General features: G+C 74.3%; 9 protein-coding genes. 7 read left to right on the top strand and 2 right to left on the bottom strand.

What is annotated here, in order from left to right:
• Positions 1-228: 228 nt before the first annotated feature.
• A complete protein-coding gene (locus ACWD4P_RS36240) occupies positions 229-2,829 on the bottom strand; it encodes an ABC transporter permease (RefSeq protein ID WP_449782556.1) in 2,601 nt (866 codons plus the stop codon).
• A complete protein-coding gene (locus ACWD4P_RS36235) occupies positions 2,823-3,626 on the bottom strand; it encodes an ABC transporter ATP-binding protein (RefSeq protein WP_449782555.1) in 804 nt (267 codons plus the stop codon). Before ACWD4P_RS36235 ends, ACWD4P_RS36240 begins: the two co-directional genes overlap by 7 nt.
• Before the next feature lie 209 nt (positions 3,627-3,835).
• Between ACWD4P_RS36235 and ACWD4P_RS36230 the strand changes: the two genes are divergently transcribed.
• The 7 genes from ACWD4P_RS36230 to ACWD4P_RS36200 all read left to right on the top strand — a co-directional run bounded on the left by ACWD4P_RS36230 (position 3,836) and on the right by ACWD4P_RS36200 (position 12,311).
• Positions 3,836-5,068 carry a sensor histidine kinase gene (locus ACWD4P_RS36230; protein WP_449782554.1) on the top strand — a complete coding sequence of 411 codons (1,233 nt, stop codon included), beginning with the start codon at positions 3,836-3,838 and terminating at the stop codon, positions 5,066-5,068.
• Entirely contained in the window at positions 5,065-5,733 is a 669-nt protein-coding gene (locus ACWD4P_RS36225; protein ID WP_359829664.1) for a response regulator transcription factor, read from the top strand. Before ACWD4P_RS36230 ends, ACWD4P_RS36225 begins: the two co-directional genes overlap by 4 nt.
• A gap of 280 nt (positions 5,734-6,013) precedes the next feature.
• On the top strand, positions 6,014-7,987 hold the full coding sequence (locus tag ACWD4P_RS36220; RefSeq protein WP_449782553.1) for a B12-binding domain-containing radical SAM protein: 1,974 nt from the start codon (positions 6,014-6,016) through the stop codon (positions 7,985-7,987).
• A 91-nt stretch (positions 7,988-8,078) separates the two neighbouring features.
• The gene (locus ACWD4P_RS36215; RefSeq protein WP_380356405.1) at positions 8,079-8,279 is read left to right on the top strand and encodes a hypothetical protein; all 201 of its coding nucleotides are present in this window, start codon (positions 8,079-8,081) and stop codon (positions 8,277-8,279) included.
• A complete protein-coding gene (locus ACWD4P_RS36210) occupies positions 8,273-9,787 on the top strand; it encodes a hypothetical protein (protein ID WP_449782552.1) in 1,515 nt (504 codons plus the stop codon). The genes ACWD4P_RS36215 and ACWD4P_RS36210 overlap by 7 nt, the downstream gene beginning before the upstream one ends.
• Positions 9,788-9,981: 194 nt before the next feature.
• Entirely contained in the window at positions 9,982-12,039 is a 2,058-nt protein-coding gene (locus ACWD4P_RS36205) for a hypothetical protein (protein ID WP_449782551.1), read from the top strand.
• Complete coding sequence (locus ACWD4P_RS36200; RefSeq protein ID WP_359828754.1) at positions 12,039-12,311, top strand: ester cyclase; 273 nt, start codon at positions 12,039-12,041, stop codon at positions 12,309-12,311. The genes ACWD4P_RS36205 and ACWD4P_RS36200 overlap by 1 nt, the downstream gene beginning before the upstream one ends.
• Positions 12,312-12,401: the final 90 nt, after the last annotated feature.

The raw sequence follows: 12,401 nt of genomic DNA, 5'->3' as shown, positions 1-12,401 counted from the left end.
CACCCGTCCACCAACCTGGACCGGTGGCGGGGCCGCCCGGCGGGCGCGCGGGTCACCGACGCGCCCGCCTCGGCCGGGTCGCCGCCATGAGCGGCCGGCGGCCACGAACTCCCGAAGACCCGTTCGTGTCCGGCCGCCCACGGCTCCGGCGGCGTGACGGCCGCCGGGGACGGGCTCACCCGGGGGGCGTTCCGCACGGTCTTCGCCGAGCGGGAACGCAGCGCGTCCCTAGTCCGCGGCCAGCGCGGACGGGATGTCGAGGCGAACCGCCCGCGCAGCCGGGGCCAGCGCCGCGAGGAGGCCGGCGATCACGGCGGCCGCCGTCAGTTCCGCGAGGGTGATCCAGGGCACTGACAGGACGGTCTGGCCCTCACCCGCCATGCGGTGGAGGGCGATCCCCCAGGCGATGCCGAGCGACACGCCTGACAGCGCCCCCAGCGCGGTGATCACGACCGACTCCAGGCGGACCATCCGGCGGACTTCGCGGCGTGAGGCGCCGACCGCGCGCAGCATGCCGATCTCGCGCGTCCGTTCCCCGACCGACATGGCCATCGTGTTGGCCACGCCCAGCACCGCGATGACGACCGCGAGGGCCAGCAGCCCGTACGCCATCGAGAGCATCCGGTCGGCGCTGCTCCGGACGGATGCCTTGTAGGCCGCCCGGTCCTGCACGGCCAGCTGTGGGTACCCGGCCAGCGCCGTGGTGAGCGCCTTCCCGACCGCTGTCGGGTCCGCGCCGCGGGCCGTGAAGGCGAACAGGGTGGTGTCGGAGGCGGTGGGAGCCAGGGCGGACAGGACGTCGAGTCCGACGCTGGGCGCGAGTCGTACCCGGCCCATCGACATGCCGGGCGGTTCTTGGCGTTGAACGGCGCCGATCGTCAGGGTCACCGGGGGGCTGCCCGGTCCGGCGAGGGTGACCTGGTCGCCGATCCCGACGCCGAGCCGCTCGGCCATGGCGTCCACGAGGACGATCTGGCCGCGGGTGAGCGCGGTTCGCGGATCGCCCGCTGTGTAGGTCTCGTGCATCGCGGTGGGGAAGCCGGGCTCGTCGCCGTAGACGGTGGTGGACAGCGTGGTCGCTCCGGCGGTGAGCGTGGCCTTGGTGATCCGTTCCCTGACGACCTCGCCGATTCCCGGTACCCGCCGCGCCGCCGCGGCGGCCTCGGGTCCGAACTGCGCCTGCGCCTGCTGTCCGCTGACGATGAAGTCCGCGCCGAGCATCCGGTCGGTGCGAGCCGCCATGGAGTCCGAGGCGGAGGCCGCCGAGACGGCCATCGTCGTTGCCACGCAGATACCGATCATCAGCGCGGCAGAGGTGGCGGCGGTGCGGCGCGGGTTGCGCAGCGTGTTCCCGACGGCGATCGCGCCGATCGGCCCGAAGAGCCGTGGGAAGGCGGCCGTCAGGACCGGGACGACGCCGCGGACAAGAGCGGGCCCGAGCGGGAAGAAGGCGATCGACATCAGCAACATGCCCGGCACCGTCCCGGCATGGCCCGCGATCAGCAGACCGGCCCCGGCCGGCAGCAGCGCCGCGCCGGTCAGCGTGCGGGCCCGGCCGGGCCGGGTGCTCGGCGCGGCAGCCTCGCGGAGGGCGGCCATCGGCGGGACGCGTCCCGCGCGCCGCGCCGGGATCACCCCCGCGGCCAACGTGGCCGCGGTGCCGACGGCGTAGCCGACCAGCACGGAAGCGGGCCCGACGACCAGCGGGGTCGGGCCCAGGTCGAGGCCGAAGGAGGGCATCGCCGCGTGCAGTCCGACGGCCAGCCCGATCCCGGTACCGATGCCGAGGGTGGAGCCCACGAGGCCGAGGGCCAGTGCTTCGAGCAGGACGGACCGGTTCACCTGCCGGCGGCTCGCGCCGATCGCACGCAGCAGGCCGAGCTCGCGGGTCCGGGCCCCGACCAGCATCGAGAAGGTGTTGAAGATGAGGAGCACGCCGACCAGGACGGCCACCACCGCGAAGCCCGTCATCACCGTGCCGAGGAAGTCAGTGGTCTGACCGGCCCCGTTGTCCGGGCTCACGGCGGTCGGATCCTTGGCCTGGACGTGGACCGCGCCGCCCAGGGCGGCGGCCAGGCCGCGACGGAGATCGGCGGGTGTCACACCGGCGGCCGCGTCCACCCGGATCGAGGTGGCCGCGCCGGGTTTGCCGAGCAGCCGCTGCCGGGCGGTGGCGGTGTCGACGTAGATGCGGGTGTTGCCCTGGCCGGCGGCCTTGAAGTCGGCGATGCCGGTGACCCTGGCCTCGAACGTGCCGGGGACGGCGACCACCCGGATCGTGTCCCCGATCCGCACGTGGGCGCGGTCGGCCGAGATGCGGTCGAGCACGGCCTCGTCAGGGCCCTGCGGGGCACGGCCGCCGGCGAGCCGCACCGGCGACCGGTCGGAGTCGACCCAGTTGCCTGCCAGTACGGGGATGCTGCTCTTGGCGCCGAAGCCGGACATCCCGCCGCCCGCGTCGATCGCCTTGCCCTGCGAGTCGGTCAGCGTCGCGGTGTCGACCGTGACGTCGGGGTAGGCCGCCGCCACGCCCGGCACGGCGCGCACCGTCCCGACCAGGGTGTCGGCGTCCGGCAGCGTGCCGCCCTCACCGACCACGGCCCGCTGCACCGCGTCGCCGGCCTCGGCCGGCCCCGTGCCCGCCGGCAGCGGGGCGGTGACGGTGGCGTCCGGGGCGCTCGCCGCCGCAGCGTCGTCCAAGGCCCCGTTGACCGTGCCGATGAAGATCATCGTGCCGGTGACGAAGGCCACCGAGAGCACCACGGCGAGGCAGGACATCGCCAGTCGTCCCTTGTGCGCGAGGATGCCGCGCAGCGCCACCTTCAGCATCCGTGCTGCCCCCCGCCTCGGCGCATCCGCCGCAGGACGGCTTCGGCGGTCGGGGACCGCAGCTCGCCGGCCACCCGGCCGTCGGCGAGGAAGACCACGCGGTCGGCGAACGCCGCGGCGGTCGGGTCGTGGGTCACCATGACGACGGTCTGTTCGAGCTCGTCCACGCTCCGGCGCAGCAGCCGCAGCACCTCGCTCCCGGCCTCGGAGTCCAGGTTCCCCGTGGGCTCGTCGGCGAACACGATCCCCGGCCGGCCCGCGAGGGCTCGAGCACAGGCGACCCGCTGCTGCTGCCCGCCGGACAGTTCCGAGGGCCGGTGGTGCAGCCGGTCCGCCAGGCCGAAGGTCACCACGATCTCGTTGAGCCAGGCCCGGTCGGGCGTGCGGCCCGCGATCGCCATGGGCAGGGTGATGTTCTCCAGGGCGGACAAGGCCGGGATGAGGTTGAACGACTGGAAGACGAAGCCGATCCGGTCGCGGCGCAGCTCGGTGAGCTCGCGCTCGCGCAGCGCGGTGAGCTCGGTGTCGCCGATCCAGATCCGGCCGCCGTCCACTGAGTCCAGGCCCGCCAGACAGTGCATCAGGGTCGACTTGCCCGAGCCGGACGGGCCCATGATCGCGGTGAACGCGCCGCCCTCGATCTCGATGTCGATCGCGTCCAGCGCCGTGACCTTCGCGTCACCCGTGCCGTGGATCTTGGTGATCTTCTCGCCGCGGGCGGCGGGCTCGGGCACGCGAGCCGGTGCCCGGCCGGACCCCGGTGCTTGATCCGGGGCGGGTGCTCGGTCGAGGGTCATGCGGGTGCTCCATCCTTCGAAGGCCGTCAGGTGTCGGACGGCTTTCCACGATGGCGGTCGCGGCCTGTCCACCGGATCAGGCCGCGGCACGGAGTCGGTGTCCGGGCCCCGGGCCCGGACACCGTGTGCGCACCTGGCCGCAGGTACAGGTCCGAAGATGCGACCGCAGACGGATGGCCCGCCCACGCGCCCGCGCATACTGTCAGGACGTGCACCTTCGGCCCCCGCTCACCAAACGGCTGACCCGCGTCCAACTCGTCGGGCTGGACGCCGCGGTCGGCATCGCGCTCCTGCTGTGGGGGCGTCCCACCGACGCCCAGCTCGCCACCGCCGGACTCTCGCTCCGGGGCTGGTACTCGCTGTTGACCTTGCTGGCCTGCGCGGTGGCGGCCAAACGGCTGTGGCCCCGGTCGGCCCTCGGGGTGTCGCTGGCGACGTACGCCACGATGGCGGCCTACGGGTTCGTCAAGTTCCCTTCGCTGGCCGTCGCGTTCTGCCTCTACCAGTTCGCGCTCTCCCAGCCGCGGTGCCGGGCCCTGGTCGGCCTGGTGCTCGCCGAGGCCGTCGTCGGCGCCGGTATGGCGATGGGCCGCGGCCCGGTTCTCCTCGACACCGCGTGGGCCGCGATGTGGTTGGGACAGAGCGCGCCGATCGTGGCCTTCTGGGCGGCCGGCATGATGATCAGGTCACAGCGGGCCCACGACGCCGGGCTGCGGGCCCAGGCGGAACGCCAGGCGCAGGCCCGCATCGAGGAGGCGCAACGGACGGCCATCGAGGAACGTCTGCGCATCGCCCGCGAGTTGCACGACGTGATGGCCCACAGCATGAGCGTGATAGCCGTGCAGGCCGGCGTCGGCCGCCACGTCATCGCCGGACACCCCGACGAGGCCGCCAAGGCGCTGACCGCGATCGAGACCGTCAGCCGCACGGCTCTGCGCGAAGTGCGGGCCCTGCTCGACGTGCTGCGGGAGGAACCACCCACCGCCGACGCGGCGGCCGCCTCGGACCTGGCGAAACCCGGACTGAGCGACCTCCCCTCACTGATCGAGCAGACCGGCCGCACCGGGCTCCAGGTCGAGCTGCGGATCAGAGGCGCCGCCCGGCAGCTCCCGCCGTCGATCGACCTGGCCGGCTACCGGATAGTCCAGGAGGCGCTGACCAACTCCGTCAAGCACTCTGCGACCGCCCGCGCCCGGGCCCAGGTCAGCTACCACCCGGACGGCATCGAGATCGAGGTGACCGACGAGGGCCGCGACCGCGCCGGTCCGCCCGGCCGCCCCGGCCCCGCCGTCGCGCCCGACAGCCCTGGCGGCCAGGTCGGTCACGGCCTGATCGGCATGCGGGAACGGGTCGCGCTCTCCGGCGGCGACTTCGCCGCCGGCCACCTTCCGCTCGGTGGCTTCCGCGTCTGGGCCCGGTTCCCCACGGGGGAATCGGCGTGAGCGGGGACGTGCGGGTGGTGATCTGCGACGACCAGGCCCTCGTCCGCGCCGGCTTCCGAGTCCTCGTCGACACCACGCCGGGCCTCACGGTGGTCGGCGAGGCCGGCGACGGAGCCGAGGCGGTCGAGGTCGTCCGACGGGAACGGCCCGACGTCGCCCTGATGGACATCCAGATGCCCGGAATGGACGGGATCGAGGCCACCCGGCGACTGCTCGGCGGCGACGACCCACCACCGGTGCGGATCCTGATCCTCACCACCTTCGACCTCGACCGCTACGTGTTCACCGCGCTCCACGCGGGCGCCAGCGGCTTCCTGCTGAAGGACACCCCGCCGGAGGACCTCCTCACGGCCATCGGCGTCATCGCGGACGGCGAGGCCCTGCTCTCCCCCCGCGTGACCCGGAAACTGGTGGCCGAGTTCACCAGGCGTCCCCAGGTGGCGGTCGGAGCGAACCGCCGCCTCGACGAGATCACCGACCGGGAACGCGAGGTTCTCGTCCTGATCGCGAACGGCATGTCCAACACGGAGATCGCCGACGAACTGCACCTGTCGCACTCCACCGTCAAGTTCCACGTCAGCAGACTCCTCGCCAAGCTCGGCGCCCGGGACCGTGCCCAGCTCGTCATCGCCGCCTACGAGAGCGGCCTCATGAACCACCGGTGAATCGGCCCTCCCGCTGCCCGCCGTGGTCCCTCGGGATGCTAGGCGCCCGCCGGACGGGTCTGCGTCGGGGCCCGTCACTCTCCTGAGAGCGTGACGGGCCCCGATCGCGTCATCCGCCCGGTCGGCCCCCCTCGGCCACGGCGGTACGGCCGGGCGGGGTACTCCGCCCGAGCAGCGGCGGCGTGGCCGCTGGCACATCGTGCGCGGATGGATTGGATGACTCTTCGACGCGACGGCAGCGACGGTCCCCCGGGCCGGGACAGGGTGTGGTGGGCCGAGGATGCGACTGGCTCTCGTGACGTGCTTCAACGCCGACTGGCACTTCGGCAAGGTCCCCTCGCCGTACGTGCCGCTGAACCTCCTCGGGCTGGCCGCGGTGGCCCGGCGCAGCGGACACGAACCGGTGGTGGTGGATCCGACGCTCGCGCTGCTGGAGGGCCGGGTGGGTGACGGGCCGGAGTTCCACCGGGAGGTGGCGGAGCTCATCTGCGAGTCCCGGCCCGAGGTCGTCGGCCTCACCACGATGTGCAACTCCTACCCTCAGACCCTGGCGCTGGCCCGGCAGTGCCGCGAGCTGGATCCCGGCGTGCGGATCCTGCTCGGCGGCCCGCAGGCGTCCGTGGTGGACGTCGCGACCCTGCGCGAGTTCGGCTGGATCGACGCGGTCGTGCGCAACGAGGCGGACCGGTCCCTCGTCCGGGTGCTCGACCGGTGGGCGGCGGGCGACGACCTGGCCGGCGTGGCCGGCACCACCTGGCGGGGGACGGACGGCGGCCCGGTGCGCGAACCCGCCGCCCCCCTGCTGCACGACCTGGACGAACTGCCCTTCCCCGCCTACGACCTGTACCCGTTCGAGCGGACCCCGCAGGACCTCGCACCGGTGGAGGCGGGCCGCGGCTGCCCGTACGGGTGCACGTTCTGCTCGACCAACGTGTTCTTCAACCGCGAATACCGGATCAAGTCGCCGGCCCGGCTGATCACCGAGATGCGGCACCTGCGGGACGCCCACGGATTCACCCGGTTCGACCTGGTGCACGACATGCTGACCGTCGACCGACGGTGGGTCCTGGCGTTCTGCGAAGCCCTGCTCGACGGCGGGCACGGCTTCGAGTGGGCGTGCAGCGCGCGGACCGACCGGGTGGACGACGAGCTCCTGGCCACCATGGCCGCCGCCGGCTGCCGCGGGATGTTCTTCGGGATCGAGACCGGATCCCAGCGGATGCAGCCACTGGTGCGCAAGCGGCTGCGCACGGACGCCGTCCTGCCGGTCGTCCGCTCCGGCACCGACCACGGGATCTCCTGCACCGCCTCCCTGATCGTCGGCTTCCCGGAGGAGACCACCGAGGACGCGATCGCCTCGCTCGACCTCGCGCTCGACGTCCTGGAGCTCTCGCCGGACACCCAGGCGCAGATGCACCTGCTGGCACCGCTGGTGGGCAGTCCGCTGTACGAGGAGCACCGCGAGGAACTCCGCTTCGACGGGCACAGCTCCGACATCTCGCTCTTCCTGCTGGACGAGGAGGAGATCGCGACGGTCACCCGCCACCCCGACATCTTCCCGAGCTTCTACCACATCCCGACGCCGCACCTCGACCGCGACCTGGCCAAGGCGATCTCCGCCGCCACCTACACCTGCCCGACGCTGTTCATCGGGCTGCGCACCGCCGGCGCGGACCTGCGTCAGGTGTTGACCGGCTGGACGCGCTGGCAGCACCGGCACGTCGGTCCGGAGCAGCTCCGGCCGGACTACTACCTCTACGGGTTCGTCCCGGACCTGTGCCGGTACCTGGCGGCCGAGGTCCTGGACGGGCTCGGACCGTCCGCCCCGGTCCTGCGCGACCTCATGGCGTACGTCGAACTGCGGTACGCCCTGCAGCGCCGGCTGACCGAGGACGCGACGGTGTTCCGGGCCTTCGAGCACGACGTCCGGGAACTGAGCTCCGCGCTGCGCACCGGTGGCGGCCTCGACGTGGAGCGCGTAGCGTCCGACCTGCTGTTCGTGAACCTGACGGCGTCCCGGGGCCGCGGCTACGCCTTCCTGGAGGTTTCGGTCCCGCGCACCGCCGACCCGCTGGTCCGGCCCGGGGACCGGCTGGAGATCCGCGACCCGGTCCGTCAGTTGCTGTCCCGTCCGGAGCTGGTCATCCGCAACACCTCGCAGCGGCGCGCGTTCGCCGCGAAGCACCATCTGACCGAGCGCCACGTGACGGCGCTGGGGCTGCGGCGGGAGCCGGTCGGCACCGTCGCCGGGTGACCGGGCCCCGGCCGGGCGGATCCGCCCGGCCGCGGCCCGCCGACCGAAGTCGTGCACGGGAGACCGGTGCACCGAGACGAAGGAGAACATGATGGCCGGAGACGTGGCGGCGGAGCGCGGCAAGCCCGTCGGCGACCTGCCGTTCGAGGAGCTGGCGTTCGAGGAGGTCCCGTTCGAGGACCTTCCGGTCGGCGAGCTGGGGCTCGTCGAGCTGGAGTCGCGGGTCGAGGCCGAGGCCCAGGCGAGCGGCGTCACCACGGTCGTCACGACGGTCGTCTCGGGCCGGTGGTAGCCGAACGGCCGAACGGCGGGGTGCGGGTCGAACGGCACGTCGGCTGGCGGGGCGACAACGCCGTGGTGGAGGAGGCCCGGCGACCGCTGCGGCGCCGGGTCGCCCGCCTGCTGCAGGTGGACGGCCTGCCGGCGACCGCCGGCCTGCCGTCCGAACGGCGGATCGCCACCGGTGTCGACCCCCGGGTCTTCTACACCTACCCTCTGCTGTTCTACACCGCCTTCCCCCGCGTCTCGCTGGCGCAGCTCCGGGCGCTGTCCGTCAGCGGCTCGTACCTCTTCGACTACGTGCTGGCCCTGGACGAGGTCCTGGACCGCCCCTCCGCCCGCACCGGGGGCGGCCTGCTGCTGGGCGGCCTCCTCCAGCGCGAGGCGCTGCACGGGCTGTACGCGCTGCTGCCGCCCGCAAGCCCGTTCTGGGACCACTTCGACCGCTACTTCGGGCACTTCTGCCAGGCGGTGCTGCGCGAGGAGGCCCGGCACCGCGGCCTGCTCCAGCCGTACTCCACGGACGAGTTGGAGCTCGTCTACGCGGGCAAGTCCGCGATCGCCAAGGGCTGCCTCGCGGCCCTCGCCGTACTCGGCGGGGACGAGCGGCCGCTGGCCGGGCTGGAGGCCTCCCACGACGCCCACTACGTGGCCTTCCAACTCGCCGACGACCTGGCGGACTGGCGGATCGACTACCGGCGCGGGCACTACTCCTACCCCCTCACGGTGGCGTTCCTGCGGGCCGGCTGGCAGCAGCGGGTGGAGTCGGCCGAGCGGCCCCCGGTGTCCGAGGTGGCGGAGCTGCTCGCCAGGGAGGGCGTGGTCGAGGAGGTCCGCGCGCTGGCGCTCGGCCACCTGGACCGTGCCGAGGGCGCGGCCGACCGGGTCCCCGAGGGGAGCTGGCACGCCGCCATCCGGACCACCCGGCAGCGGATCGCGGGCCCCTCGCTCGGCCTCGACCTGCCGACCGTGCCGCCCGCCACCGCTCCGCACGGTGCCCCGGCCGGGCCGACGGCGGAAGTCGGGGCGGATGCCTGGCGGGGCGACCGGCGGACACCCGCGACACCGGTGGCGGCGTCCTGGCGGCCCTGGCTCGACGCCCACCGGGAGCCGCGCACACCCGGGCCCGCGGTGCTGGCGGAACAGTTCCGGAGCCTGGCGGCCGCCGGCCCGGCGCGCACCACGGGCGAGGCCCTGTGCCAGGTCGGTCTGGCGATCGCGGCCTCGCGCCGGGCCCTCCCGCAGTACGGTCTGGCCGAGCACCTCGGCGTCTCCGCCGCCGAATTGGACTGGCTCGACCAGCACCGCCCGTGGCTGGACGGCCTGCTGGCGCTCGGCCTCGACGAGCCGCCCGAGCCGTGGCGGCCGGGCCGCCCGGAGCCGTCGGGCGGGGTGCCGGGCTGGGTGCCGCCGGCGGTCGGCCGGTACCTCGGGCACCGGCTGGTGAAGGGATCCGGGCCGGGCGGCGCCCAGGCCCCCGACGTGCTGCTCCGCGCCTACCGCGCCGAGTCCGTGGCCTGAGGCGGATCCTGTGGATCCTTGCCGGGTGCGCGACGCTCCCCCGGCCTTCGGCCGGGAGGTGCCCCAGGACACGCACCTCGCCGCGTCGTCGTCGGTCGCCGGTGCTCCGGGGACCCGCCCTGCGATGCGCGTACCCCGACGCCGCGACCTGATCCGATGAGCCGCGCGAGACAAGCCCTGGGACGGAGGCGAGCGTGACACTGCTGCTGATGGAGACCCGTGAGACCGACCGGGAGTTCGCCGAGCGGTGGGCGGGCCTGCCCGGCCGCGAGGACCGCCCGTGGGACCCGGCGCAGCCGCTCCCCGGGGCGCTCTTCGACCACGCGCCGTTCCTGCTGTACGAGTACTTCGCGACCGTTCCGATGGGCGCGGCCCGACGGGTGGCGCTGGCCGCGCGGGCGGGCGGCGCGGCCCGCTTCCTGCGGTTCCGCCAGAGCCGGGGCCAGAGCCCACCGGCCCGGGTCGACCGCGAGTGCGCGTCCCTGCGTCGCTTCGCCGTCCGGCAGTTGGCGGACGACCTGCCGGGCCGGGAGTCCCTCTGGCAGTCGCTCACCACCGGCTACCTCCGCCCGTGGGATCCCGCCGGCGCCGGGGCGGAGCTCGCGCACACCACCACCGAGGCGTTCGCCGCACTGGCCGGGACACCGGATCCCGTCGGACCGGTGACCGAGTCGCAGAGCCGCCTGTACGCCGGGCTCGCCCGATACCGCGAATGCGTCGACTGGAAGGAGGACTTCCTGCACGGCCACCCCTCGCAGCTCGTCCCCCGGCTGCTCGCAGAGCTTGGCCTGACGCCCGCGGCGAGCCGTGCCGCCCGCGGCGAGCTGGTCGCCGACGCGGCCCGCCGCCTCCACTACGGCGGCCTCGCCGAGCACACCCTCGACGAGGCCGCCGTGCAGCTGGGCCGTGCGCTGGCCGCGGTGACCGACCTGCCGCCCGCGGGCTGGGTGGAGCGGCTCATCGGCATCTCCGAGTCCGTCCGCCGGCTGCGCGCGGACCTCGACAGGATGCGCCGGGACGGGCTGGCCCGGGCGCGCGCCGCCGCGGGCCGCGGTGGCCGTCCGGCGGCCCGGCCCGGCACCGCCCCCGGCGCCGCCGTGACCGCATCCACCGCCGAAGCGATCGCCGGCGCCCTCGCGGCGGCGGCCGGCTACCTGCGGCGGGAACAGGATCCGGCCGGTCGCTGGGGCGACTTCCTGCTGCTCGGCCAGCAGAGCACCGCCTGGGTCACCGGCTACGTCGGCTGGAATCTGGCGACCGTCGGCACGGCGGCCGACGCCCCGACCGCGGCGAACGCCCCAGCCCCCGCGAATCCGGTGAACTCCCTTGCGAAGGCGTCCGATTGGCTCGTCGCCAACCGCGTTCCGGGAGCCGGGTGGGGCTACAACGGCCAGTGGCCGGTGGACGTCGACTCCACGGCGAACGCCCTGCTGTTCCTGACCCGGGTCGGCGCGCCGGAACCGCAGCGGTGGCGGCCGGCGCTGGACTGGCTGCTGTCGACGCAGCGGCCCGACGGCGGGTTCACCACCATCGTGGACCCGGAGCCCTGGCTCGTCCGGTTCCACTCCGATGCCGGCGACCTGCGCGGTTGGACCTCCTCGCACCCGTGCGTGACCGCCGTGGTGGCGCTGCTGCTGGCCGGTCTGGACGGCGCCCGGGAGCGGAGCGCGGCGCTGCGGGCCGTGCGCCGACTCCTGGAGCAGCAGCGCCCGGAGGGCAACTGGGAGGCCTACTGGTGGACAGGCGGGCTCTACACCACGTGCCGTGCGCTACAGGCGATCGGAGAGCTGAGCCGCCGTACCGACCTGCCCGGGGCGGCGACGGCCCGGGCGGGAGCCGCCGGGTGGCTGCTGCGCGCCCAGCGCCCGGACGGGGGCTGGGCGCACGCGCCGGACCGCGCGTGCGCCGCCTTCGCCACCGCGCTGGCCGTCCAGACGCTGGGCGAACTGCTCACAGCATCACTCCGAGCCGACCGCCCGGCCCTCCGGGCGGCCCTGGCCCGCGGCATCCGGTGGCTGGTGGAACACCAGCGACCGGACGGGAGCTGGCCCGTCGAGCCGATCCTCCGGGTGCCCCGGCCACAACTGACCGAGCCCTGGGAACAGACGTCGTGGACGGAATCGATCGCGGGCCTCGACATCGTCGCCGAGGACTGGCGGCGGCTGTTCACCACGGCGACGGCGCTCCGCGCCCTGCACGTCGCATCGCCGACCGGCGGTGCGGTGCCCGCAACCCCGACAGGAGACCTGTGATGGCAACAGAAGAACGGCAGAGCGTGCCCCGGCGGTACCGCGCCACGGGCGCGGACGAGACCCGCCAGCTGATCGCCAGGATCCGCGCCGCGTTCCCTGACGCCACGTTCACGCTGCAGCAGCGCGTGGTGGACGACAAGGGCGCGGTCGCGTTCGTGTGGTCGGTGCGCGGCACCCAGAGCGGCGAGGTGGACGGCTACCCCGCGACCGACGCGCCGGCCACGCTGACGATCGTCACCAGCGCGCTCATCGAGTCGGCCGGTTCGCGCTAGGGCGTGTCTGACAATTGGCGTCGGATCAGCGTGCGGCGTTGGGGTGCGTGCATCGCAAGGCGGAGGAGGGAGCCACTGCGGAGCATTGGC

Source organism: Kitasatospora sp. NPDC002543, from assembly GCF_053594915.1.
Note: the sequence above shows the minus strand (reverse complement) of the source record. Positions and strands in the feature narration are given on the sequence as shown.

Coding starts and splice junctions, on each gene's coding strand:
- ACWD4P_RS36240 (WP_449782556.1), bottom strand. CDS start 2,829: ATGCTGAAGGTGGCGCTGCGCGGCATCCTCGCGCACAAGGGACGACTG.
- ACWD4P_RS36235 (WP_449782555.1), bottom strand. CDS start 3,626: ATGACCCTCGACCGAGCACCCGCCCCGGATCAAGCACCGGGGTCCGGC.
- ACWD4P_RS36220 (WP_449782553.1), top strand. CDS start 6,014: ATGCGACTGGCTCTCGTGACGTGCTTCAACGCCGACTGGCACTTCGGC.
- ACWD4P_RS36215 (WP_380356405.1), top strand. CDS start 8,079: ATGGCCGGAGACGTGGCGGCGGAGCGCGGCAAGCCCGTCGGCGACCTG.
- ACWD4P_RS36200 (WP_359828754.1), top strand. CDS start 12,039: ATGGCAACAGAAGAACGGCAGAGCGTGCCCCGGCGGTACCGCGCCACG.